Origin of the sequence: Enterococcus sp. FSL R5-0957, assembly GCF_038008005.1 — a bacterium.
GTDB classification, from domain to species: domain Bacteria; phylum Bacillota; class Bacilli; order Lactobacillales; family Enterococcaceae; genus Enterococcus_B; species Enterococcus_B faecium.
Map to the genome: position 1 here is coordinate 998,245 of NZ_JBBOYG010000001.1, position 23,763 is coordinate 1,022,007.

The 23,763-nt window shown below is 38.5% G+C and carries 22 protein-coding genes and 1 other annotated feature; of the genes, 17 read left to right on the forward strand and 5 right to left on the reverse strand.

What is annotated here, in order from left to right; translation table 11 throughout:
- Positions 1 to 15 precede the first annotated feature (15 nt).
- The 5 genes from MKX69_RS04820 (at position 16) to tsaD (ending at position 3,919) form a co-directional block, all read left to right on the forward strand.
- Positions 16 to 996: a LacI family DNA-binding transcriptional regulator gene (locus tag MKX69_RS04820; RefSeq protein WP_002288449.1), complete on the forward strand. Its 981-nt coding sequence runs from the start codon at positions 16 to 18 to the stop codon at positions 994 to 996.
- Between the two features lie 190 nt (positions 997 to 1,186).
- Positions 1,187 to 1,909, forward strand: a complete 723-nt coding sequence (gene tsaB / locus MKX69_RS04825; RefSeq protein WP_341010493.1) for a tRNA (adenosine(37)-N6)-threonylcarbamoyltransferase complex dimerization subunit type 1 TsaB — start codon at positions 1,187 to 1,189, stop codon at positions 1,907 to 1,909.
- The gene (gene rimI / locus MKX69_RS04830; RefSeq protein WP_002293890.1) at positions 1,893 to 2,435 is read left to right on the forward strand and encodes a ribosomal protein S18-alanine N-acetyltransferase; all 543 of its coding nucleotides are present in this window, start codon (positions 1,893 to 1,895) and stop codon (positions 2,433 to 2,435) included. The genes tsaB and rimI (MKX69_RS04830) overlap by 17 nt, the downstream gene beginning before the upstream one ends.
- Before the next feature lie 6 nt (positions 2,436 to 2,441).
- On the forward strand, positions 2,442 to 2,906 hold the full coding sequence (gene rimI, locus MKX69_RS04835) for a ribosomal protein S18-alanine N-acetyltransferase (RefSeq protein WP_002306425.1): 465 nt from the start codon (positions 2,442 to 2,444) through the stop codon (positions 2,904 to 2,906).
- The gene (tsaD, locus tag MKX69_RS04840; protein ID WP_002293887.1) at positions 2,903 to 3,919 is read left to right on the forward strand and encodes a tRNA (adenosine(37)-N6)-threonylcarbamoyltransferase complex transferase subunit TsaD; all 1,017 of its coding nucleotides are present in this window, start codon (positions 2,903 to 2,905) and stop codon (positions 3,917 to 3,919) included. Before rimI (MKX69_RS04835) ends, tsaD begins: the two co-directional genes overlap by 4 nt.
- A 571-nt stretch (positions 3,920 to 4,490) precedes the next feature.
- Here tsaD and MKX69_RS04845 read toward each other — a convergent pair.
- Positions 4,491 to 5,192, reverse strand: a complete 702-nt coding sequence (locus MKX69_RS04845; protein ID WP_002288442.1) for a Crp/Fnr family transcriptional regulator — start codon at positions 5,190 to 5,192, stop codon at positions 4,491 to 4,493.
- A 460-nt stretch (positions 5,193 to 5,652) separates the two neighbouring features.
- Between MKX69_RS04845 and arcA the strand changes: the two genes are divergently transcribed.
- The 4 genes from arcA (at position 5,653) to argS (ending at position 11,166) form a co-directional block, all read left to right on the forward strand.
- Entirely contained in the window at positions 5,653 to 6,882 is a 1,230-nt protein-coding gene (gene arcA, locus MKX69_RS04850; protein WP_341009068.1) for an arginine deiminase, read from the forward strand.
- A 90-nt stretch (positions 6,883 to 6,972) separates the two neighbouring features.
- Complete coding sequence (argF, locus tag MKX69_RS04855) at positions 6,973 to 7,992, forward strand: ornithine carbamoyltransferase (protein WP_002288437.1); 1,020 nt, start codon at positions 6,973 to 6,975, stop codon at positions 7,990 to 7,992.
- Positions 7,993 to 8,106: 114 nt separating this feature from the next.
- The gene (arcC, locus tag MKX69_RS04860; protein WP_341009071.1) at positions 8,107 to 9,054 is read left to right on the forward strand and encodes a carbamate kinase; all 948 of its coding nucleotides are present in this window, start codon (positions 8,107 to 8,109) and stop codon (positions 9,052 to 9,054) included.
- 147 nt (positions 9,055 to 9,201) lie between these two features.
- Positions 9,202 to 9,399, forward strand: a binding site (T-box leader).
- 75 nt (positions 9,400 to 9,474) lie between these two features.
- Positions 9,475 to 11,166, forward strand: a complete 1,692-nt coding sequence (gene argS, locus MKX69_RS04865; protein ID WP_341009073.1) for an arginine--tRNA ligase — start codon at positions 9,475 to 9,477, stop codon at positions 11,164 to 11,166.
- A gap of 345 nt (positions 11,167 to 11,511) precedes the next feature.
- On the opposite strand, the gene phnX is transcribed toward argS, so the two are convergent.
- The 3 genes from phnX to MKX69_RS04880 all read right to left on the reverse strand — a co-directional run bounded on the left by phnX (position 11,512) and on the right by MKX69_RS04880 (position 14,077).
- A complete protein-coding gene (gene phnX, locus MKX69_RS04870; RefSeq protein WP_341010495.1) occupies positions 11,512 to 12,297 on the reverse strand; it encodes a phosphonoacetaldehyde hydrolase in 786 nt (261 codons plus the stop codon).
- On the reverse strand, positions 12,290 to 13,381 hold the full coding sequence (gene phnW, locus MKX69_RS04875; protein ID WP_341009075.1) for a 2-aminoethylphosphonate--pyruvate transaminase: 1,092 nt from the start codon (positions 13,379 to 13,381) through the stop codon (positions 12,290 to 12,292). Before phnW ends, phnX begins: the two co-directional genes overlap by 8 nt.
- Positions 13,382 to 13,597: 216 nt before the next feature.
- Positions 13,598 to 14,077, reverse strand: coding sequence for an arginine repressor (locus MKX69_RS04880; protein ID WP_002293881.1), 480 nt, complete (start codon positions 14,075 to 14,077; stop codon positions 13,598 to 13,600).
- A 358-nt stretch (positions 14,078 to 14,435) separates the two neighbouring features.
- Between MKX69_RS04880 and rpsB the strand changes: the two genes are divergently transcribed.
- The 4 genes from rpsB (at position 14,436) to frr (ending at position 17,616) form a co-directional block, all read left to right on the forward strand.
- The gene (gene rpsB, locus MKX69_RS04885; RefSeq protein WP_002293880.1) at positions 14,436 to 15,218 is read left to right on the forward strand and encodes a 30S ribosomal protein S2; all 783 of its coding nucleotides are present in this window, start codon (positions 14,436 to 14,438) and stop codon (positions 15,216 to 15,218) included.
- 98 nt (positions 15,219 to 15,316) lie between these two features.
- Positions 15,317 to 16,198, forward strand: coding sequence for a translation elongation factor Ts (tsf, locus tag MKX69_RS04890; RefSeq protein ID WP_002293878.1), 882 nt, complete (start codon positions 15,317 to 15,319; stop codon positions 16,196 to 16,198).
- A gap of 135 nt (positions 16,199 to 16,333) precedes the next feature.
- Positions 16,334 to 17,056, forward strand: coding sequence for a UMP kinase (gene pyrH, locus MKX69_RS04895; RefSeq protein ID WP_002293877.1), 723 nt, complete (start codon positions 16,334 to 16,336; stop codon positions 17,054 to 17,056).
- 2 nt (positions 17,057 to 17,058) lie between these two features.
- The gene (frr, locus tag MKX69_RS04900; protein ID WP_002293875.1) at positions 17,059 to 17,616 is read left to right on the forward strand and encodes a ribosome recycling factor; all 558 of its coding nucleotides are present in this window, start codon (positions 17,059 to 17,061) and stop codon (positions 17,614 to 17,616) included.
- Positions 17,617 to 17,697: 81 nt separating this feature from the next.
- On the opposite strand, the gene MKX69_RS04905 is transcribed toward frr, so the two are convergent.
- A complete protein-coding gene (locus MKX69_RS04905) occupies positions 17,698 to 18,657 on the reverse strand; it encodes an IS30 family transposase (protein WP_002330482.1) in 960 nt (319 codons plus the stop codon).
- A 219-nt stretch (positions 18,658 to 18,876) separates the two neighbouring features.
- Between MKX69_RS04905 and MKX69_RS04910 the strand changes: the two genes are divergently transcribed.
- From MKX69_RS04910 to MKX69_RS04925, 4 genes are all read left to right on the forward strand, one after another.
- Positions 18,877 to 19,689 carry an isoprenyl transferase gene (locus MKX69_RS04910; protein ID WP_002294134.1) on the forward strand — a complete coding sequence of 271 codons (813 nt, stop codon included), beginning with the start codon at positions 18,877 to 18,879 and terminating at the stop codon, positions 19,687 to 19,689.
- Positions 19,686 to 20,486: a phosphatidate cytidylyltransferase gene (locus MKX69_RS04915; RefSeq protein WP_002294135.1), complete on the forward strand. Its 801-nt coding sequence runs from the start codon at positions 19,686 to 19,688 to the stop codon at positions 20,484 to 20,486. The genes MKX69_RS04910 and MKX69_RS04915 overlap by 4 nt, the downstream gene beginning before the upstream one ends.
- Before the next feature lie 160 nt (positions 20,487 to 20,646).
- Complete coding sequence (rseP, locus tag MKX69_RS04920; RefSeq protein WP_341009082.1) at positions 20,647 to 21,915, forward strand: RIP metalloprotease RseP; 1,269 nt, start codon at positions 20,647 to 20,649, stop codon at positions 21,913 to 21,915.
- 67 nt (positions 21,916 to 21,982) lie between these two features.
- On the forward strand, positions 21,983 to 23,692 hold the full coding sequence (locus tag MKX69_RS04925; RefSeq protein WP_002297401.1) for a proline--tRNA ligase: 1,710 nt from the start codon (positions 21,983 to 21,985) through the stop codon (positions 23,690 to 23,692).
- Positions 23,693 to 23,763 lie beyond the last annotated feature (71 nt).

The following is a 23,763-nucleotide window of genomic DNA, read 5'->3' on the forward strand; positions in this document are numbered from 1 at the left end:
AAGGAGGAGAGACAAATGGCAACAATTAAAGACATTGCGCAGTTGGCAGGAGTTTCTCCTGCTACTGTTTCAAGAGTTCTCAACTATGATCCTGATCTTTCCGTTGGCTTAGCCACAAAGCAAAAAATTTTTGAAGCAGCAGAACGCTTAAATTATACGAAACATCGTAAAAATGCAGCAAATACTAAGCAAACGCTTCGCCTGATCCAGTGGTACGACGATACGGAAGAGCTTGAAGATCTTTATTATTTATCTATTCGCCTAGGAATCGAAAAAAAGGCAGAAGAAGCAAACGTTACTTTATTGAAAGAAACGTGGGATTCCATTAGTGATCTTCCGGCAGATGGAACGATCGCACTAGGAAAATTCGACGAAGCTCAGTTATTAGAAATGAAAGGATCCCAAAATGCCTTGCTTTTGGTAGATTCTGACGGCACTTCTCAAGGAATCGACTCTCTAGTTGTCGACTTTAAGTCAAGTGTTCAAAAAGTCATTGAACACTTTGTCTCCCATAAAGCGCAACATATCGCTATGCTTGCTGGAACAGAATATACGAAGAAAAACCATCAGCGGCTAAAAGATCCCAGAATTATGGCATTTCAACAAGTTTTGGCAGAAAAAGGCTACGACGAAGGTCCAATTATCGAAGCAGATTTTTCTGTCGAGTCAGGATATCAAGCAGTGAAGCAGTATTTAAAAACGAATCCGCATGTTCCTGATGCGCTTTTTGCAGCTAATGATGCATTAGCGATTGGCGCACTGAAAGCGATTCAAGAAAAAGGTTTAGTGGTACCAGAAGATATTTCTGTGATGGGCTTCAATGATGTCAGTGTAGCGAAATATGTAACGCCCTCTCTTTCTACTGTAAAAGTTTATACCGAATGGATGGGAGAGCTAGCAGTGGAGACGATTCTTCAATTAAGTAATTCCAAAGCACCGGTTTCAAGAAAGATTATTGTGGAAACAGAGTTGATTATTCGAGAATCAACGAAATAAAAGATGGAAAAGCTGTGGGGAAATGGAGTGATACCGCAGCTTTTTTGTGTTTCAGGAAGGGGCAAAATTTGCCCGCCAGCAGATAATCATGTATCATTGTACTAGTTTTGCCTTTGGTATTTTCATCCTCGGAATAAAAAAGTATGCTACAATGGAAGGCGAGAATGTCATAGCAGAAAGGATCAAATATATGATTACATTAGGAATAGATACTGCAAACCAAACTTTGGCGATCGGTGTGGTAGAAGACGAACAAATTCTTGGACAAATACAAACAAATATCAAACGCAACCACAGTGTAACACTGATGCCTGCAATCGACCAATTGTTTTCAGATCTTCAAATAAGTCCAAAAGACATTGACCGAATCGCGGTTTCTGATGGTCCCGGTTCTTATACAGGGCTTCGTATAGGTGTAACGACAGCAAAAACGATTGCTTATACATTAGATAAAGAGCTAGTAGGAGTATCTAGTCTGAAAACCATCGCGGCTAATTGCATCGGTGTGAATAAAATTATTGTGCCCATGTTTGATGCTCGAAGAAAAAATGTATACGCTGGGGCATACCGCTGGAAAGAAAATAGATTAGAAACTGTACTTGAAGATGTACATATTTCTGCTTCTGATTTGTTCACACAACTACAAAAGCTGAATGAAGCTATTTGTTTCATCGGGAGTGATTGTCACAAATTCTTCTCTGAAATAAAGGAAATATTGCCTAGTGCGACGATTAATACAGTTCCAGCATGGGATATTCCAAGTGGTGTAACTGTGGCTCAATTAGGTGCTTTAGCTGAACCAGTTGCAGAGAAACAAGCTTTTCTTCCTCGCTATTTAAAACGGGTAGAAGCAGAAGAAAAATGGTTGGAGACGCACACACCTGGAGACGAAAGTTATGTTGAAAAAATTTAGAGCGTATGCCAGAAGCTTTTTTCAAGATAAAATGATTTATACAGAAAAAACAATCGAACAAATCGATCGTCGTTACGTACTAAGAGAATTGACTACAGAAGATATCAAAGAGCTGCTGGATGTCGAACGAGAAGTCTATAATGGCGAATTGCCATGGACAAAAAGTGCCTTTATATCAGAATTGAAGTCACCGCTTCCTCATCTATATCTAGGTATCTTTGATAATGGAAGAATGATTGGTTTTATCGGTTCAAGAGCGTTCGGTTTAGATTGCCATATCACGAATATTGCCGTTCGACCGGCATATCAGCGTAAACGAATCGGTTCGCTGCTTATTGACGAAATCGAGAACTTTGCTATAATGAATCGCTGTGAGACGATGTCATTAGAAGTGCGTATGAGTAATCAAGATGCACAAAGACTTTATCGGAAGTTAGGTTTTCAAGCAACGACGATCAAAAAAAGATATTACACTGAAACAAAAGAAGATGCATTGGATATGATAAAACTTTTAGAAAATGAGTGAGATTAGTTGATTTGCAGAAAAAAAGATTTTGATGAAGCGTACTTGGCAGAATGCGTATGGGTGATTAGCGAAAATGCTTATCCACATGGTTCACCTTGGACGAAAATGCAGTTTTTGGCAGACATCCAACAGCCTCACTCTGATTATCTGCTTTTAGTTGAAGATAACCAGATCTGTGGCTTTATTGGATACTCGAAAGTAATAGATGAAGTCGAGATCACAAATATTGCTGTTGCAGTTTCAGAACAAGGAAAAGGGCATGCACGGCATTTGTTACAATTGCTGATTACGGAACAAATAAAAGATTCGCTGCATGTTTTTTTAGAAGTACGTCTATCTAATGAAGCAGCAAGAAAACTTTATGAATCAGAAAAGTTTCGTATATTAGGTAAACGGAAATCATATTATCGCAATCCGACGGAAGATGCGATCATTATGAGCAGAAAGTTAAAAACGGAGACGATGAAATGAATGAAGAATTGATTCTGGCGATTGAATCAAGTTGTGATGAAACGAGTGTAGCGGTCGTTAGAAATGGAACAGAGATCTTATCTAACATCGTTGCTTCTCAAATAAACAGTCATAAACGTTTTGGTGGCGTAGTTCCTGAAGTAGCTAGCCGCCATCACGTTGAACAAATCACCTTATGCTTGGAAGATGCACTGGTAGAAGCTGGTGTGTCGGCAGAAGATTTATCGGCAGTCGCTGTCACTTATGGACCAGGACTTGTCGGCTCGTTGCTGATTGGTATTTCTGCAGCTAAGGCTTTTGCTTGGGCACATCAATTGCCGCTTATTCCTGTAAACCATATGGCAGGGCATATCTATGCAGCCCGTCTGGTTAAACCATTCCAGTTTCCATTGATGGCACTTCTTGTTAGCGGAGGACATACAGAATTAGTCTATATGCAAGAAGATGGATCATATGAAATCATTGGGGAGACAAGAGATGATGCAGCAGGAGAAGCTTATGACAAAGTTGGAAGAGTATTAGGTCTTTCTTACCCAAGCGGAAAAGAAATCGATCAGCTAGCTCATCAGGGAAAAGATAATTACCATTTTCCACGAGCGATGATCCATGAAGATAATTATGATTTCAGTTTTAGCGGATTAAAAAGTGCATTTATCAATTTGGTGCATAATGCACAACAGCGTGGAGAAGATCTAGACAAAAATGATTTAGCAGCTAGCTTTCAAGCAAGTGTGATCGATGTATTGATTACTAAAACACTTCGAGCTTGTCAAAATTATCCAGTCAAGCAACTGATTGTAGCTGGAGGTGTAGCGGCCAATCAAGGGTTGCGTGAAGGATTGCAGGATGCTTTGGCAACTAAACTCCCTGAGGTAGAATTAGTGATTCCCCCTCTTCGACTTTGTGGAGATAATGCTGCAATGATTGGAGCAGCAGCACATGTGGAAATGCAAAAAAGAAATTTTGCTAGCTATCAGTTGAATGCTGATCCAAGCTTGGTTTTATCTGAATAAAGAGGTTGTGAAAAATCTGCCCTGCATCAAGTAATAAGAACAGCCCAGGAAAAACGGCTTCTCATGTTTTTGACCTGGCTGTTCTTGTTACCGCGTATGCAAGCTTTTGAACGCCGTTTAATCAAGAGTTCGTAAGCCTGTCGTTTAACTCTGATTCACAAGGAACAATTTCAAAAAACAGCTCCTCATGTTTATGAACATTATGACTTGTGACCGAAGAGTTGACAGGTACACACCGTTTAATCGAAATAAGGGCTGTGACACGCTTTTGTCAAAGCCCTATTTTTTACAGCTTATTCATCATTATCCGTTCCTCTGATTGCACTCACTGATTAATCGTTTATTGTCGAGGAATATCGAATAATCTAGGTCGGATGAGGATAAGACGCTTCCTCTAGTTAATCTATCAGTATTTTTTGCAAACAGTGAATATTACATAACTGAAACACACATAGAAAATCTTTGAGTCTTGCCCAGTGATCTAAAACTGCCGGATCTTTCAGAAGTTTTAGGGAGGAAAATAAGCAGTGACCCTGATAAATATCAGGGTCACTGCTTATTTTTGATCGCGTTATTCTCTCATAGCTGGAGTAGTAGCTGTCTTACAGAAAGTAAAACGCTTTTTGTCATAATCTAACAGTCCGGAATCACGTAGTTGTTTGATTACTTGTCCAGCAGTTTCACGTGTCGTGCCGCTATTCACTGCTAATTCTTTTAAGGTGATCGGATAAGGAATGGTGATATGACCATCTTTTGTTGGTACGCCCAATTCTTCTTTCAAAATGAATAAATTTTGTTTTACCCGGTCAAAGGCGCTAGAGGTCAATCCGATTTGGATACGCAATTCATGTATTTCAACTACTTTAGAAATTTTTTGTATCATATAGATCAACTGTTCGGGATTTTTTCGTGCTAATTTTTCATAGTAGGAAACAGGAAGGTAGAATGTTTCAATATCAGTCATCGCTTGAGCTGTATAAGTGTAGGTCTCTTCTCCAAACATTCCTGACATAGGAAAAAGGTTATTTGTATTCACATAGTCATAGTAGTAATAAGTTGCACTTTCATCATAACGTTCTAAACGAACGAGTCCTTTGGTCAAGATATACAACCGTTGTCTGGGATCACCATCGTCGAAAAGGATCTGTCCTTTTTTATAAGAACGAAGAACAGTATGTTCCTTGATCTGTTGGAACTCTTCATCCGAGAAATGTTCAAAATCAGGTTGATATCTGAGTTTTGAAAAGTGAAAATCGATTTTATTAACACGCATTAAAAAGTCCTCTCCTTATTGTTCACTATATTTATTGTCACTTTTTTTAAAGAATTTGTAAAGTTTTAACATACCAACATTAGAAACAAGTTTTAATACTTTACAAATATAATTTGTTATTATGTAAAAAATATACAATGGTATTGAATAATTTGCTTTGAAGCGAATGATTTGTGTATAAAAAACAACAATAATACATATAGTAAACGCTAACAACGCTAATATAATTTATTTTTTTAATTTATTCAAAAAAATTTTTTCAATGAATAAATATTTTTTTGAAAGTGTATACAGAATAAAAAATGAATAAATTACGCTTAAAAATAGAAAAACGTTTAATTATTTAATTATCGAATATTAATGTGAGGAATGTCTCATTTTGAATGAGACAAAATTATGAAAGTGATTACAAAAGGAGGATATCCTATACATGTAATCAAAAAGAAGGAGGCAACACAACATGGATAAACCTATTCACGTTTTCTCTGAAATAGGGAAATTAAAGACAGTTTTACTGAAACGGCCTGGACAAGAAGTGGAAAATTTGACACCAGATATTATGGATCGTCTGTTGTTCGATGATATTCCATATCTTCCGATTGCTCAAGAAGAACATGACAACTTTGCAAAGACATTGCAAAATGAAGGCGTCGAGACTCTTTACTTGGAAAAATTAGCGGCAGAAGCGATTGACGCAGGCAATGTCAAAGAACAATTCTTGAATAAAATGTTGGATGAATCTCATATTGCATCGAATGCTGTAAGAGAGGGTCTTCATGAGTTCCTTCTATCAATGGAAACGCAAGAAATGGTAGATAAAATCATGGCTGGGGTTCGTACAAAAGATATTGAAGTACGTTCTAGCAGTCTATACGATCTGTCAGCAGACGATGACTATCCATTTTACATGGACCCAATGCCAAACTTGTACTTTACACGCGACCCTTCCGCATCAATGGGAAATGGGATGACAGTCAATAAGATGACTTTTGAAGCACGTCGTCGTGAATCGATGTTTACAGAATATATTTTGAAACATCATCCAAGATTTGCAAATAAAGGAATCGAAGTATGGTTGGATCGTGAAAATCCAGATCATATCGAAGGCGGAGACGAATTGATCTTAAGCGATAAAGTAGTAGCTGTTGGGATTTCTCAACGAACTAATGCGAAAGCTTTAGAAAAATTAGCACGCCACCTATTCGCAAAAAATGCAGGATTTGAAAAAGTGTTAGCAATCAAAATTCCAAACAACCGTGCAATGATGCATTTGGATACCGTATTTACAATGGTAGATCACGATAAATTCACTATCCATCCAGCAATTCAAAGTAAAGACGGTAAGATGGATGTCTTTACAATCGAACCAGATGGTGATGATATCAAGATTACTCATTCAGATAACTTACACGAAACGATGAAAGCTGCTCTTGGATTAGATGATCTTGTACTGATCCCAACTGGTAATGGAGATGAGATCGTTGCACCTCGAGAACAATGGAATGATGGATCAAACACATTGGCAATCGCTCCAGGTGTTGTAGTCACTTATAACCGAAATTATGTATCGAACGAATTGCTTCGTAGCTATGGCATCAAAGTGTTAGAAATCAATTCAAGTGAATTGTCACGAGGCCGTGGTGGTCCACGCTGCATGAGCCAACCACTTGTCCGTGAAGACTTGAAGTAATTTGTTTCCTGACGGCGGTCTTACTGTCAGCTGCCGTCGGGATTTCCTCTTTAATCTTAAATAAAAACAATCTAAAGGAGAATGTTTAATATGAAAGAATCAGTATTCCAAGGAAGAAGCTTATTAGCAGAAAAAGACTTTACAAAAGAAGAATTACAATATTTGATCGATTTTTCAGAACACTTGAAAGACTTGAAAAAACGTGGTATCCCACATCACTATCTAGAAGGAAAAAATATTGCGCTTTTATTTGAAAAAACATCTACACGTACTCGTTCTGCATTTACCACTGCAGCAATCGATCTAGGCGCACATCCTGAATACCTAGGTGCGAATGACATCCAATTAGGTAAAAAAGAATCAACAGAAGATACAGCTAAAGTGTTAGGTCGTATGTTTGACGGAATCGAATTCCGTGGATTCAGTCAAAAAATGGTAGAGGAACTAGCAGAATTCTCTGGCGTTCCAGTTTGGAATGGCTTGACTGACGAATGGCATCCAACACAAATGATCGCTGACTTTTTAACTATCCAAGAAAACTTTGGAACTGTAGAAGGTATCACTGTTGCATACTGTGGAGATGGTCGAAACAATATGGCTAACTCTTTATTAGTAACAGGTGCAATTTTGGGAGCAAACATGCGTATCGTTGCACCAAAAGAATTACAACCTGAAGAAGAAATCGTCAAAATGGCAGAAGGTTTTGCTGAAAAATCAGGGGCACAATTGATGATTACCGACGATGTTGATAAAGGTGTAGACGGAGCAGACGTGCTTTATTCTGATGTATGGGTATCAATGGGTGAAGAAGATAAATTTGAAGAACGGATCAAATTGTTGAAACCTTACCAAATCAATATGGAAATGGTAGAAAAAACACATAATACAGATCGTTTGATCTTCTTGCACTGCTTACCAGCTTTCCATGATACAAACACTGTTTACGGTGAACAAATGAAAGAACGCTTTGGCATCACTGAAATGGAAGTAACAGATGAAGTCTTCCGCAGCAAATATGCTCGTCAATTTGACCAAGCAGAAAATCGTATGCATTCAATCAAAGCAATCATGGCAGCAACATTAGGTAACTTGTTTATCCCTCGCGTTTAAGCATAACCACATTCATCTCACGAAAAAACGAGTCAGCATTGAGGGAAAATCACAAAACGCTGGCTCGTTTTGTTATCTAGAAAATTCAGGAGAACTGAAGAAAGGACGAATGAAATGGCCAAACGAAAAGTAGTTGTCGCTTTAGGAGGCAATGCCATCTTGTCTACGGATGCAAGTGCAAAAGCCCAACAAGAAGCGTTATTGGAAACAGCAAAGTATTTAGTGAAATTTATCGAACAAGGAGATGAATTAATCATCTCTCACGGAAATGGTCCGCAAGTCGGCAACCTATTGATTCAGCAGCAAGCTGCTGATTCTGAGAAAACACCAGCAATGCCTTTAGATACATGTGTCGCAATGACGGAAGGGTCAATCGGCTACTGGCTCCAAAACGCGATGGGTGAAGTACTGAAGGAAAAAGGAATCGATAAAGATGTAGTTTCTTTAGTCACTCAAGTCATTGTGGATGAAAATGATCCTTCCTTCAAAAATCCAAGTAAACCAGTCGGCCCGTTCTACACGGAAGAAGAAGCGAAAGAACAAATGAATGCTGATTCTACTGTGACATTCAAAGAAGACGCTGGACGTGGATGGAGAAAAGTAGTCGCTTCCCCTAAACCAATCTCGATTAAAGAAGCACGTGTCATCGAAACGCTGGTCGATCAAGGAGTTATCACAGTGTCCGTCGGCGGTGGCGGGATTCCCGTTGTAGAAACAGCGACCGGATTAGAAGGACGAGAAGCCGTGATCGATAAAGATTTTGCTTCAGAAAAATTAGCCGAAATCATCGATGCGGATTTGCTGATCGTATTGACAGGTGTAGACAATGTGTATGTCAATTACCAAAAACCGGATCAAAAGAAACTAGAAACTGTTACTGTTTCAGAAATGAAACAATACATTGATGAAAAACAGTTCGCTCCAGGAAGCATGCTTCCGAAAGTAGAAGCAGCTATTGCATTTGTTGAAGCAAAACCGAGCGCTAAGGCAATCATCACTTCTTTAGAAAATATCGAAAATCTTTTAGCTTCTGAAGAAGGAACGATTATCGTAGCTGATTAATTTGTTAAGTCTTTCGTATTTACGAAATGATTTATAACTATCCAGGTGGTATTTCTTCTCCTTTAGGCCATCTGGATTGTTTTTTTATTAGAAACGACTAGCCTTTCGTTTTTTTTTCTGATATAATTCAAGAAAGTTTAATAAGATTAAGATTTGTTGAACAAGAGAGTACTTGTATCATTCTTGGCTAGCGAATTCGGAAGTGGTGGAAGCCGAATGAAGGAGATACAACGAAGCGCACTTGGAGAATTCTGTTTTAAACAGACGGTCGTCTACCGATATCAGATGGAGCTGGTCCTTTTTTAGGACAATTGGAGTGGTACCGCGGGAAATCTCGTCTCTAATGATGGCATACTAAGTATGTCGTCATTAGAGATTTTTTTGTTGAACAAATAAGAGAGCATTTTAGGAGGAATAAAGATGAATAATAAAGATCTTGTCGCAAAAGCCGTCTATGACGTTGTCAAAGACGATTTGACACTTGAACAAGTCGAACAATTACTAGAAAATCCAAAATCAGCCGAACACGGGGATGTGGCATTTCCAGCCTTTTCATTAGCAAAAGTTTACCGAAAAGCACCACAGCAAATCGCTGCAGATTTAGCAGAAAAAATCGACTCTGCCAACTTTGAAAAAATCGAAGTGGTTGGACCTTACTTGAACTTTTTCATGAATAAAGAACTTATCAGCAAAAAAGTTTTGCAAACAGTAGTGAAAGAAAAAGAACATTATGGGGATAGCAATATCGGGAATCAAGGAACAGTACCAATCGACATGTCTTCTCCTAATATTGCCAAACCAATCTCAATGGGACATTTGCGTTCGACAGTTATCGGTAATTCGATCGGTTTCATTATGGAAAAAATCGGTTATCAGCCAATCCGCATCAACCATTTAGGTGACTGGGGAACACAGTTTGGAAAACTGATCGTCGCTTACAAAAAATGGGGTACAGAAGAAGCTGTTAAAGCAGAACCAATCAATGAATTGCTTCGTTTATATGTCCAATTCCATGAAGTAGCTGAAACAGAACCAGAATTAAATGAAGAAGCTCGTGCTTGGTTCAAACGTCTGGAAGAAGGCGATGAAGAGGCTATTCAATTATGGCAATGGTTCCGTGATGAATCGATGAAAGAATTCAATAAAATCTATGATCTGCTGGAAGTACGTTTCGATTCGTTGAACGGTGAAGCTTTCTACAATGACAAGATGGATGAAATCGTCAAACTTTTAGAAGAAAAACATTTGCTGAACGAGGATAAAGGTGCAGAGATCGTTGACCTATCTGCTTATGACCTGAATCCAGCGTTGATTAAGAAGTCAGACGGTGCGACACTATACATTACACGTGACTTAGCTGCTGCATTGTACCGTAAACGTACTTACGACTTCAAACAATCTCTATATGTAGTAGGGAATGAACAAAGCTATCATTTTAAACAGTTGAAAGCTGTCTTGAAGGAAATGGGCTTTGACTGGTCTGACGACATGCACCATATTCCATTTGGTTTGATCACACAAGGTGGTAAAAAATTATCAACTCGTAAAGGAAAGATCGTCTTATTAGAAGAAGTATTAAATGAAGCAATCCAATCTGCTAAAGAACAAATCAGCGAGAAAAACCCTGATTTGGAAAACAAAGATGCTGTAGCTAAACAAGTTGGGGTTGGGGCAGTCATTTTCCACGATTTGAAAAACGATCGACTGAATACATTTGACTTTAACCTGGAAGAAGTTGTTCGATTTGAAGGAGAAACTGGACCTTATGTGCAATATACACATGCTCGTGCAGTCAGCCTGTTGGAAAAAGCAGTATTTGTCCCTTCAGAAACAGCAGACTATGCATTGAATGACGATACCAGCTGGGAAGTGGTTAAATTAGTTCAAAAATACCCTGAAACGGTCTTGTCTGCTGGGGAAAAATACGAACCGTCAGTGATTGCGAAACATGCAATCAAATTAGCACAAGCATTCAACAAATACTATGCTCATACGAAGATTTTAGCTGATGATGAACAAAAAGAAGCACGCTTAGCTCTAGTTTATGCAGTGACTGTATTATTGAAAGAAGACCTTCGTTTGCTAGGACTTCATGCACCAGATAAGATGTAAGAAAAAGAGAATGTGAAATCAGCGTTCTGATCCGAGTATTAGAGAAACAAAAGAGAAAATAGCTTTTCAAATTTTATCGTTTTTTGAGCAAATACCGAGAGTCAGCTGAATGAACACCGTTTAGTGGAGAGGTTGTCTCTTAAACACTGTTTGTTTGCAAAAAAGGGGACTGTGACAAAAGTCGTGTCACAGCTCCCTTTTTTTTTCGAATAAACGGTGTTCAAAAGCTTGCATCTGCGGTAATAAGCCTAACCAAACGAAAAATATGAGGAGCTATTTTTGTTTGGCTGTTCTTATTACTTGATACAGGACAGCTTTTTCACGACCTCTTATTTTGTATAAAAGTCATTCTGTATTCTTGTCAGCGTACAAAATGTATTCTGTTAACTCTTTTAAATTGTTTACACAAATATCAGCGCCAGCTTGTTGGAATCTAAGAGCAACAGACTGTTTTAAACGATCTTTTTTCCCCATCTCTAATTTTTGGTACTCATCATAAGAAATCCCCATTAGCGAACTACCTTCAATTACACCTACTGTCAACACTCCGGCATTTTTCCCTTCCTGGATATCTGAGACCGTATCTCCGACTTTGATTACTTCATCAACCGACTTGTTTTTGAAGTACTGCATGTTTTTATGGATCATATAAGGAAACGGTCGACCATACCCTTCGACGTCTTCAGAAGTTGCCATGAAGTCTGGTGAATACCCTTCTTTTTTTGCGGTTTCTGCTACGATCGTCATCATAGGAGCAGTAAATCCAGTCGTGGAACCAATATTGATCCCAGCGTTTCTCAACCGTTCGATCGTTTCCAATGTGTCGGGTTTCAAGGTAGAATGCTTGACCAAATCTTTAAACAGATAATGTTCAAATTGTTGATACAATTCCTCCACCTCTTTTTCCTGAGGTAGTTGTCCATAAATAGCTATCCATTGTTTTTTGACAGAAGGGAGGGAAAGAAGCTGTTGGATATGATCCCATTTTAATTTTCCCATCGGTTCGCGGATTTCTTTGTCAGTCAGTTGGATTCCTTTTTCTAGAAAAGCATTTCTAAAAGCGTGGACAGGAGCCATACAGCCAAAGTCCACAGTTGTTCCTGCCCAATCAAAAATTACAGTTTTAATTATTAACGTTCTCCTTATAGTCTTTGATAATTGCTGTCAGTTCCAAAATATCTTCCGGATAGATCTCGCCAATATTTCCGATACGAAAACATTCATGATCGCTGATTTTCCCGGGATAGATCACAAATCCATTTTGCTTTAAATACTGATAAAAATGATTAAAATCAAATCGCCAGTCCTTAGGGTAAAGAAAAGAGGTGATGAATGGCCCCTGATATTCTTGAATGAAAGGCTGGAACCCCATCTCTGTCATTTTTTGTCGTAGTACATGATTATTGGCGAGATAACGTGAATATCGAGTTTCGATCCCTCCTTCTGCCTCTAGTTCCTTCAGCGCTTGTTGAAAAGCCAAAACCGTATGGGTAGGGGAAGTGAAACGCCATTTGCCATTCTCGTTTTCCATCATGCGGTACTGGTCATATAGATCAAGTGACAAACTTCGGCTAACATTTTTTCGTTTTTCCAGTTCCGCTTTATTAGCAAGTACAAAAGAAAAGCCCGGAACACCTTGAATACATTTGTTTGAGCTGGAAATCAAAAAATCAATCCCTAGTTCGGCTACACGAATCGGTATCCCACCAAAGCTTGACATCGCGTCCACTATAAACAAAAGATCTCTTTCTTGTGTGACAGCAGCAATCTCTTCCAAATTATTCAAAATACCGGGAGTAGTCTCGCTATGGACCATTGCTAGTGCGGAGATAGACGGATTCTCTTCAATCAGCTGTGTAATCACATGAGCTTGGAGGATTTGATGTTCCGATACCTCATAAACGGTATAGTTCAGTTTCAGACATTCGCACATGTTGATCATTCGTTGTCCATATGCGCCGTTTGAACAAATCAGTACAGTATCTTCTGGCCTGATCACAGAACTTAATACCGATTCTACCCCGAAGGAGCCGCTACCTTGCATTAAGACCGTTGTGTATATTCCTTCCGATACTTGAGCAAGATCCAGTAATTTTTTTCTTATCCATTGTGTAATTTCTTTGTATTCTTGATCCCAAGTACAATGATCGATCAGCATAGCATTTTTCACTGTTTCAGAAGTCGTCAATGGTCCAGGAGTTAATAATTTATACATATGATTTCCTTTCATTTCTTTTTTGAAATACACAAAGAGCAAGAAGCTGCTCTTGTTAACATCCAATATAAATGATGATTATTGTGATTCAATCAAGGTGTTGAAAAATTTGAATAAAAAATGATGTATTTTTGTAAAGAGTGTAAAGGTTTATTTAATAAGGAAAATATTGAAAATAAAAAAACACGCATTCCATATTAGGAATACGTGCTCTGATTAAAAAAGTGATACTTCAGTTGGATGGTGAAGAAATTCTTCTACTCGTTTTGCGTCCTCCTCATTTTCCGAGATGACCATGATCGTATCGAATCCAGCAATTGTACTGACAATAGAGGGAGGTTTGATCTCATCTAAAACAGATGCAAATAAATGAGCATTGTCTGGCAAGGTATTGACGATCGTCAAAAAGTGGACTCGTTCGACTTTCAATACAATGTCTTCAATCATTTGAACCAGCCGATCCTCTTCCTCAGTCCTAGTCTCAGGAGTTCCTTTTTCGCGAAACAATACGAAGCGGGAAACGCCATTTTCATCAGGTGCCTTCACGATTTTTAGATCACGGATATCTCGAGAAATCGTTGCCTGCGTGGCGGTAACGCCATAATGCCCAAGCTTGTTTAATAGTTCTTCTTGCGTACGGATCGGGAATTCTTCAATGACTTGTTTAATCAGCAAATGTCTTTGAGCTTTGCGCATTTTCTTTCTCCTTTACGAAAGATTTCACATGTATCATAACAAAAAAAAGAAGGATTGCCCAATAATATTCGTCTTTTATACCTAAAATTATTTTATGGAAAAAGGATAATAAAGAAACAAAGAGAAATCTACTGTTTTTCTTGAATTCTTTTTATCTTTCAGGTAAACTATTGAATGTTGAGCAGAAAAGTATATTTGCTCTTGCGATACGGATCTTTTGTCTGTATAATAGCTGAGGGTGCTTTATGCATCAGCAAATCCACATTCTTATTGGATTGTCGGTAGGTGCTTGAAAAAGTTTGCCGGCAAGGTAGAAGATAAGAAGAGGAAAAATAAAACCAAATCGGAGGAAACAAACATGGCAGTAATTTCTATGAAACAATTACTAGAAGCCGGCGTACACTTTGGTCACCAAACTCGTCGCTGGAATCCAAAAATGAAGAAATATATCTTCACAGAAAGAAACGGAATCTACATCATTGACTTGCAAAAAACAGTTAAATTAGTAGATGCAGCTTATGATTACATGAAGAGCGTTGCTGAAGAAGGTGGCGTAGCATTATTCGTAGGTACAAAAAAACAAGCACAAGAAGCAATCAAAGAAGAAGCAACTCGTGCAGGACAATACTTCGTTAACCATCGTTGGTTAGGCGGAACATTGACAAACTGGGATACTATCCAAAAACGTATCAGCCGTTTGAAACAAATCAATGCAATGGAAGAAGATGGAACTTTTGAAGTTCTACCTAAAAAAGAAGTTGCTGGTTTGAACAAAGAACGTGAACGTCTTGAAAAATTCTTAGGCGGTATCGCTGATATGCCAAGAATCCCAGATGTAATGTACATCGTTGACCCACGTAAAGAACGTATTGCTGTTCAAGAAGCACACAAATTAAATATCCCAATCGTAGCTATGGTTGATACAAACTGCGATCCAGATGAAATCGACGTAGTAATCCCTTCAAACGACGATGCAATTCGTGCCGTTAAATTGATTACTTCAAAAATGGCTGATGCTTTCATCGAAGGAAACCAAGGTGAAGATCAAGTAGTTGAAGAAGATTTCACAGAAGAAAACACAGCAACATCAATCGAAGAAATCGTAGATGTTGTTGAAGGCGACAATTCTTCAGCAGAATAATTTTGAATGATGGAGCTGTTTCAAAGGCTGGGCGACAAGCCTCACTCTCCTTTGAAGCAGCTTTTTTTAAAAAGAAAAACACACAGGAGGAGTTAAACATGGCAGACGTTACAGCTAAAATGGTAAAAGAACTACGCGAAATGACTGGCGTAGGAATGATGGATGCGAAAAAAGCATTAGTTGAAGTAGAAGGCGACATGGAAAAAGCAGTTGATCTTTTACGTGAAAAAGGAATGGCAAAGGCTGCGAAGAAAAATGACCGCATTGCAGCTGAAGGATTGGCTTCAGTTGCTGTGAAAGGTAACACTGCAGCAATCGTTGAAGTAAACTCAGAAACAGACTTTGTTTCTAAAAACGAAATGTTCCAAGATTTAGTAAAAGAAATTGCAGAACTTGTTGCTGAAAACAAACCAGCAGACATGGAAGCTGCAATGAAAATCAAAACAGATAAAGGTACAATTGAATCTGACTTGATCGAAGCAACTCAAGTTATCGGAGAAAAAATCAGCTTCCGTCGCTTTGAAGTTGTAGAAAAAGACGACAATGCTGCATTTGGTGGATACTTGCATATGGGCGGACGTATTGCCGTATTGACTGTTCTAGATGGAACAACTGACGAAACAGTTGCAAGAGACGTAGCTATGCACGTAGCAGCTATCAATCCTCGTTATGTAAACGAATCACAAATTCCAGAAGCTGAATTAGAACATGAAAAAACTGTTCTTACAGAACAAGCATTGAACGAAGGCAAACCAGCGAATATCGTTGAAAAAATGGTAGAAGGACGCTTGAAGAAATTCAAAGCAGAAATCGCTTTGGTGGACCAACCATTCGTTAAAGATCCTGATATGACTGTTGAAAAATACGTTGCATCAAAAGGCGCAACTGTTAAAACATTCGTACGTTTCGAAGTTGGCGAAGGTATCGAAAAACGCGAAGATAACTTTGTAGAAGAAGTTATGAGCCAAGTGAAAAAATAATTCTGTTGAATAACAGACGGGAACGCACGGTTTGTGCGCTCCCTTTTTTTAAGCAAAACAAGAAAAACCAGTCTTAGAGTGTCGAAATCATCTAAGTATGGTAAAATGGCAATAGAAAATATTGGAGGAATGAACATGGTCACACCGAAATATCAGCGTGTAGTCTTAAAATTGAGTGGAGAAGCTTTAGCTGGGGATGCAGGATTTGGAATCAAACCACCAGTAATCAAAGAAATCATCCAAGAAATCAAAGAAGTTCACGAGCTGGGCGTTGAAATGGCAATCGTTGTGGGCGGCGGAAATATCTGGCGCGGACAAATCGGAGCACAAATGGGCATGGAACGTGCTCAAGCTGATTACATGGGTATGTTAGCTACAGTTATGAATGCCTTAGCTTTACAGGATACGTTGGAAAACGTGGGTGTACCGACACGCGTGCAAACTTCGATTGAAATGCGTCAAATCGCAGAGCCATATATTCGCCGTAAAGCAGAACGTCATTTAGAAAAAGGACGGATCGTTATCTTTGCAGGCGGTACCGGCAACCCGTACTTCTCGACAGACACAACAGCAGCATTACGCGCGGCAGAAATCGGCGCAGATGTTATCCTGATGGCTAAAAACAATGTAGACGGTGTTTATTCTGCTGATCCGAAAGTAGATGCAAATGCAGTAAAATTTGAAGAACTGACTCATCTGGAAGTTATTGCCAAAGGATTACAAGTCATGGATTCAACTGCAAGTTCACTAAGCATGGATAATGATATTCCACTGCTTGTCTTCAATTTAAATGAACACGGAAATATTCGCCGTGCAATCTTAGGCGAAAATATCGGAACAACTGTAAGGGGGAAATAAAAATGGCAGATGCAATTATGACAGAAGCAAAAGAAAAAATGAAAAAAGCAGCACAAAATCTTCAACGTGAACTTGGGCAAATCCGCGCAGGCCGTGCGAATGCTAGCCTTTTGGACCGTATTACTGTGAACTACTACGGTGCGCCAACACCATTGAACCAAATGGCATCAATCCAAATTCCAGAAGCACGTGTTTTAATGATCACACCTTTTGACAAGAGCATTCTTCAAGATGTTGAAAAAGCTATTATGGCAAGTGATATCGGAATCAGTCCAACCAATGATGGAAATGTCATTCGCTTAGTTATCCCGCAACTGACAGAAGAACGCAGAAAAGAATTAGCTAAAGATGTTAAAAAAGAAGCAGAAAATGCAAAAATCGCGATTCGTAACATCCGTCGTGATGCGATCGATGAATATAAAAAACAACAAAAAAATGGTGATATTACTGAAGATGATTTGCGCGGATTAGAAAAAGACGTACAAACATTGACAGATAACAGCATTAAAGAAGTAGATAAGATCGCTGCTGATAAAGAAAAAGAATTATTGGAAGTTTAATAAAATTATAAAAACAGAGGGGCGGATCATTCCGCTTCCTCTGTTTTTATTTATATTTCTTTTATTTAAAAATCTTAATTGTCAAATTAAGTTAGACAAATCATCAATACTTACGTAACTCAAAAATACTTCCAAAGGTGTTCGATAATCCAGTGATTTTCTAGGAATATTATTTCGTTTAGATGTGACAGATTGAATAAAAGATTCATCTACTGAATTGAAATCCATAGATTTCAATAAACCATCTCTACGTAACAATCCGTTAGAATTCTCGTTTAGGCCTCTTTGAGACGGTGTTCCTGGATCAGCGAAATAAATGGCAATATCATTGGCATTACTGATTTGTTTCCAATTTGAAAATTCCTTTCCACAATCAAAAGTGATGGATTTGAATAGATTTTTCGGTACAGATTCAAACCAATGATTTAATTTTTTTTCAATATCAATCGCTTGTCTACCACACGGTTTCAATGTAATGATAACTTTTGATAATCGTTCAACTAAGGTAATTACAGCACTTTTATGTTTCAGACCTACGATAGTGTCACCTTCAAGGTGACCAAACTCATTTGAGAATTGGCTATAATCTTTTTCACGTTCATGAATAGAGCGGCGGAAAGCTTGTTTTCCACGCCTTTCTTGATGTCCATTCGGTTTACGCTTGCCTTTCATCGGTAAGTCAGAAGGATTAAATAGCCCCTTTTTGAACATACGATAAATGGTACGAGCAGAACAACGAATAGGAAACGCTGCACGACCAACAATCACATCGGGTGTCCATCCTTGAACAACCTTTCTTTGAATATATTCTGATTGTTCCTCGGGTAAAACAAGCGGGCGTCTACCACAGTTTGATTTGTTTTTCTTATACTGTTGATAGTATTCTAAGGCTGATTTTCCTTGCTTGAAGAATAGGTATACTTTATGGATCGTTTGTCTTGAACGATTCAAGCAATGCGCAGTTTTCGCAACAGATTGATTTATTTTGAAATAAGACTCTATCATTACAAGTTCATCCGTTGTAAGATGGGTATAGGTCATTTGTACTCACTCCTTATAATTCTTTGGTCAGAACTATTTTGAGTGTAGCACAAATGGCTTTTTTAGTTGTCTAGCTTAATTTTACAATCGGCGAAATTAAAAAAAGAAAAAATTATTCAGTTTTTAAATAAAAAAAACAATGATTTCATAGGAAAAACAGTTAGATATTGCTATAATACTTAAGATAGTGGGAATCTTTTAAGTATAGGAGGAAAAAGAATGTTACGTTTTTTTCCGCAAAAAAACAAATATATTCAAGAAAAAAGCGAATTTCAATTTAATACCGATGGACCAATTCCTCAGCACATTGCCATCATCATGGACGGCAATGGTCGTTGGGCGCAAAACCGTCGTTTACCACGAGTTGCTGGCCATAAAGAAGGCATGGAAACAGTAAAGAAAGTCACAAAAAAAGCATCAAGGCTTGGAGTGAAAGTGTTGACGCTTTATGCCTTTTCAACTGAAAACTGGAAGCGACCAAAAGATGAAGTAAGTTTTCTCATGCAACTACCTGTCGACTTCTTTGATACGTTCGTACCAGAATTGATTAAAGAAAATGTCAAAGTTCATGTCATGGGTTATGAAAACGTATTGCCAGAACATACGCAAGATGCTGTAAGACGTGCAATTGAGCAAACAAAAAACAATACTGGAATGGTATTGAATTTTGCTTTGAATTATGGAAGCAGAGCAGAGATCGTGACTGCTGTCCAAGAAATTGCCGAAGAAGTAGCAAAAGGAGAAATACACGCAGAAGAAATCGATGATGAATTGATTGCTAAGCATTTAATGACAGGTTTCTTGCCTAAAGAGTTACAAGATCCTGAGCTGATGATCCGTACAAGTGGAGAAGAGCGAATTAGTAATTTTCTGTTATGGCAGATCGCATATAGTGAGCTGTATTTTACAAAAGCGCTTTGGCCTGATTTTGATGGTGCGCATCTTGAAGAAGCAATCGCCTCTTATCAAAATCGAGACCGTCGATTCGGCGGTGTAAAAAAAACAGAAGATGAGAAAGGGGATCAGTCATGAAACAACGTGTGATCACAGCAGCTGTGGCGCTAGTCTTGTTTATTCCGATTATATGGATCGGAGGCATAGCGGTTGAGCTTACAGCAGCAATCTTAGCGGTAGTAGGAGTTTACGAGCTGTTCCGGATGAAAGGATTGACACTCTTAAGTTTTGAAGGAGTTTTATCCGCCGTTGGTGCAGTGTTACTTGTTTTGCCAAAAGAAAGATGGTTTTTCTTTCTTCCAGAGAATGTAAGTACATTTATGTTATTTTATCTTATAGTTATGATTCTTTTAGGAACATCAGTTATTTCTAAAAATACGTATACGATTGATGAAGCAGGTTTTCCTGTGCTTGTCAGCTTGTATGTGGGAATAGGTTTCCAGAATTTTGTCAATGCACGAACAGAAAGCTTGGCTGTTTTGATATTTGGTCTATTTATTGTTTGGGCAACTGATATCGGAGCATATATGGTTGGTCGACGTTATGGTCAGCATAAGTTAAGTCCTGATATTTCGCCCAACAAAACGATTGAAGGTGCGCTCGGTGGTATCGGTAGTGCTGTTGTAGTCGCATTTCTTTATTTATTGCTATACCCAGCAAAAGAACTATTCAATCATGGTATGTTTGTCATGCTTCTGATGACGATTATTTTTTCAGCAGTCGGACAATTTGGTGATTTGGTCGAATCTGCAATCAAACGTCATTATGATGTGAAAGACTCGGGAAATATCTTACCAGGCCATGGTGGAATCTTAGACCGTTTCGACAGTTTGCTGTTTGTATTTCCTATCATGCATTTATTTGGCATTATTTAGTAAGTATACCTGCGTTTCTTTGTGAATTTCATAAAAGACGCAGGTTTTTATTTTTCATTATATTGATACTATTGGTGTCTTTGGTATACTATGGTAAAATTATAGTGTTTTATCGTTGTTTTATAAAAAACACAAAAAACAAGTAAAGGAGAAAAAAGCTATGAAAACGATTCTGACATTTATCATCGTTTTTGGTATATTAGTGATTGTTCATGAGTTTGGTCATTTCTTCTTTGCGAAACGATCAGGAATCCTCGTTCGCGAATTTGCTATCGGTATGGGTCCGAAAATTTATGGGCATCAAGCAAAAGACGGGACAACATATACGCTTCGCCTATTACCTATTGGCGGTTATGTTCGAATGGCAGGCAATGGGGATGATGAAACAGAAATGGCACCAGGAATGCCTCTTTCTCTTTTACTAAATTCTGACGGCATCGTAGAGAAGATAAATTTAAGTAAGAAAATCCAATTGACAAATGCTATCCCGATGGAATTGAGCCGTTATGATTTAGAAGATGAGCTGACTATCACTGGTTATGTGAATGGAGACGAAACAGAAGTAGTAACCTACCCTGTTGATCACGATGCGACGATTATTGAAAACGACGGAACAGAAATCAGAATTGCGCCAAAAGACGTACAGTTCCAATCGGCTAAATTGTGGCAGCGTATGCTGACCAACTTTGCTGGACCCATGAATAACTTTATTTTGGCAATCGTGTTATTCATCATTCTGGCATTTATGCAAGGTGGTGTTCAAGTGACGAACACTAACCGCGTAGGAGAGATCATGCCTAATGGAGCTGCGGCAGAAGCAGGCTTAAAAGAAAATGATGAGGTAGTCAGTGTGGACGGAAAAGAAATCCATTCATGGAATGATCTGACAACAGTTATTACGAAAAATCCAGGTAAAACATTAGACTTTAAGATCGAACGAGAAGGTCAGGTGCAATCTGTCGACGTGACACCGAAATCTGTAGAGTCAAATGGCGAAAAAGTTGGCCAACTTGGTATAAAAGCCCCAATGAATACAGGTTTTGTGGATAAGATCATTGGAGGGACGCGTCAAGCTTTCAGCGGTTCATTGGAAATTTTCAAAGCCTTAGGATCACTATTTACAGGTTTCAGTTTAGATAAATTAGGCGGGCCTGTCATGATGTACCAATTGTCTTCAGAAGCAGCAAATCAAGGTGTAACAACTGTTATTAGTTTGATGGCGCTTCTTTCAATGAATCTCGGAATCGTCAATCTGCTTCCGATTCCTGCCTTAGATGGCGGGAAATTAGTCTTGAATATTTTTGAAGGGATTCGCGGGAAACCATTAAGTCAAGAAAAAGAAGGAATATTGACATTAGCTGGCTTTGGATTTTTAATGTTGTTGATGGTGCTAGTTACATGGAACGATATTCAACGATTCTTTTTCTAGAAAAAGTTGACAAATAGGGTATAATAACAAACGATAACTATTTTGAGGAAATAAAGGAGTATATAGAATGAGACAATCAAAAATGTTGATTCCAACATTACGCGAAGTTCCAAATGATGCAGAAGTATTAAGCCATCAAATCTTGCTAAGAGCTGGATATATCCGCCAAGTATCAGCGGGTATTTATTCATATCTGCCATTAGCAAATCGTGTATTGGAAAAACTGAAACGCATTATGCGGGAAGAATTTGAAAAAATCGGAGCGGTAGAAATGCTGATGCCTGCGATCTTGCCAGCAGAACTTTGGGAAGAATCCGGGCGTTACGAAACATATGGACCAAACTTGTATCGTTTCAAAGACCGCAATGATCGAAAAATGATCCTTGGACCAACTCACGAAGAAACTTTTACTGATTTGATGCGTAATGAAATCAATTCATATAAGAAATTACCTTTAAATCTTTATCAAATCCAACCTAAGTATCGTGACGAAAAACGACCTCGCTTCGGTTTGCTTCGCGGAAGAGAGTTTATCATGAAAGATGCGTATTCTTTCCATGCAACGGAAGAAAGTTTGGACGAGACATATAAAGATTACGAAAAAGCCTACACCGAAGTATTCAAGCGTTGTGGCTTAGAATTTCGCTCGATCATCGGAGACGGTGGCGCAATGGGCGGAAAAGACTCAAAAGAATTCATGGCGATCTCAGAAATTGGGGAGGATACGATCTGTTATTCGACTGAAAGTGATTATGCTGCAAACTTGGAGATGGCTACAAGCTACTATGTATCAAAAAAATCGCATGAAACACAGCTTGAATTGGAGAAAGTAGCTACACCTAACGTAAAATCAATTGACGAAGTAGCAGATTTCTTTTCTGTTGAACCTCAAAAAATCATCAAGTCTGTATTGTTCATTGCGGATGAACAACCTGTCCTTGTTTTGGTACGTGGAGACCATGAAGTCAATGACGTAAAACTGAAAAACTTTTTATCTGCTGACTTTTTAGAAGAAGCAACAGAAGAAGAAGCACAAAAATATCTAGGTGCTGAGTTTGGTTCTGTCGGACCAGTCGGTGTTTCAGATGACGTAAAAGTATATGCAGACCGTTATGTCCAAGATTTAGCGAATGCCATTACTGGAGCGAACGAAACAGGATTCCACTATAAAAATGTGAATCCAGAACGCGATTTCACTGTACTTTCTTATGAAGATCTTCGTTTTGTACAAGAAGGAGATCCTTCACCAGACAACAATGGTGTTCTTGCCTTTACTCGAGGAATCGAAATCGGACATATCTTCAAAATCGGCACTCGTTACAGTGAATCTATGGGAGCAACTGTACTAGACGAAAATGGACGAGAAAAATTTGTGATTATGGGCTGTTATGGTATCGGTGTAAGTCGTTTATTATCAGCAATCGTAGAACAACATTCAGATGAACAAGGAATCAATTGGCCAAAAGGAATTGCGCCATTTGATCTGCATATCGTCCAAATGAATCTAAAAGACGAATACCAAACAAACCTGACGAATGAACTAGAAGAAGCGATGACAAAAGCTGGCTATGAAGTACTGGTTGATGACAGAAATGAACGCGCAGGAGTGAAATTCGCGGATTCTGATTTGATTGGCTGTCCAATAAGAATCACTGTCGGTAAAAAAGCAGTGGATGGAATCGTAGAAGTGAAAATCAAGAAAACTGGCGAAATGGTTGAAGTACGTAAAGAAGAATTGGCGAATACTTTACCAATCCTCTTGAACCAAGGCGAATAATAAGCGTTAAAACACAGAAAATAAAAATAGCTGAATCAGCTGTTTTTGACAATCTGATGATTCGCTTTTAA

Coding starts and splice junctions, on each gene's coding strand:
- argF (WP_002288437.1), top strand. CDS start 6,973: ATGAAAGAATCAGTATTCCAAGGAAGAAGCTTATTAGCAGAAAAAGAC.
- MKX69_RS04845 (WP_002288442.1), bottom strand. CDS start 5,192: ATGCGTGTTAATAAAATCGATTTTCACTTTTCAAAACTCAGATATCAA.
- MKX69_RS04905 (WP_002330482.1), bottom strand. CDS start 18,657: ATGACCTATACCCATCTTACAACGGATGAACTTGTAATGATAGAGTCT.
- MKX69_RS04910 (WP_002294134.1), top strand. CDS start 18,877: ATGTTACGTTTTTTTCCGCAAAAAAACAAATATATTCAAGAAAAAAGC.
- rimI (WP_002293890.1), top strand. CDS start 1,893: ATGTTGAAAAAATTTAGAGCGTATGCCAGAAGCTTTTTTCAAGATAAA.
- pyrH (WP_002293877.1), top strand. CDS start 16,334: ATGGTCACACCGAAATATCAGCGTGTAGTCTTAAAATTGAGTGGAGAA.
- rpsB (WP_002293880.1), top strand. CDS start 14,436: ATGGCAGTAATTTCTATGAAACAATTACTAGAAGCCGGCGTACACTTT.
- arcA (WP_341009068.1), top strand. CDS start 5,653: ATGGATAAACCTATTCACGTTTTCTCTGAAATAGGGAAATTAAAGACA.
- MKX69_RS04925 (WP_002297401.1), top strand. CDS start 21,983: ATGAGACAATCAAAAATGTTGATTCCAACATTACGCGAAGTTCCAAAT.
- tsaD (WP_002293887.1), top strand. CDS start 2,903: ATGAATGAAGAATTGATTCTGGCGATTGAATCAAGTTGTGATGAAACG.
- tsaB (WP_341010493.1), top strand. CDS start 1,187: ATGATTACATTAGGAATAGATACTGCAAACCAAACTTTGGCGATCGGT.
- MKX69_RS04880 (WP_002293881.1), bottom strand. CDS start 14,077: ATGCGCAAAGCTCAAAGACATTTGCTGATTAAACAAGTCATTGAAGAA.
- frr (WP_002293875.1), top strand. CDS start 17,059: ATGGCAGATGCAATTATGACAGAAGCAAAAGAAAAAATGAAAAAAGCA.
- argS (WP_341009073.1), top strand. CDS start 9,475: ATGAATAATAAAGATCTTGTCGCAAAAGCCGTCTATGACGTTGTCAAA.
- MKX69_RS04915 (WP_002294135.1), top strand. CDS start 19,686: ATGAAACAACGTGTGATCACAGCAGCTGTGGCGCTAGTCTTGTTTATT.
- rseP (WP_341009082.1), top strand. CDS start 20,647: ATGAAAACGATTCTGACATTTATCATCGTTTTTGGTATATTAGTGATT.
- arcC (WP_341009071.1), top strand. CDS start 8,107: ATGGCCAAACGAAAAGTAGTTGTCGCTTTAGGAGGCAATGCCATCTTG.
- MKX69_RS04820 (WP_002288449.1), top strand. CDS start 16: ATGGCAACAATTAAAGACATTGCGCAGTTGGCAGGAGTTTCTCCTGCT.
- phnW (WP_341009075.1), bottom strand. CDS start 13,381: ATGTATAAATTATTAACTCCTGGACCATTGACGACTTCTGAAACAGTG.
- tsf (WP_002293878.1), top strand. CDS start 15,317: ATGGCAGACGTTACAGCTAAAATGGTAAAAGAACTACGCGAAATGACT.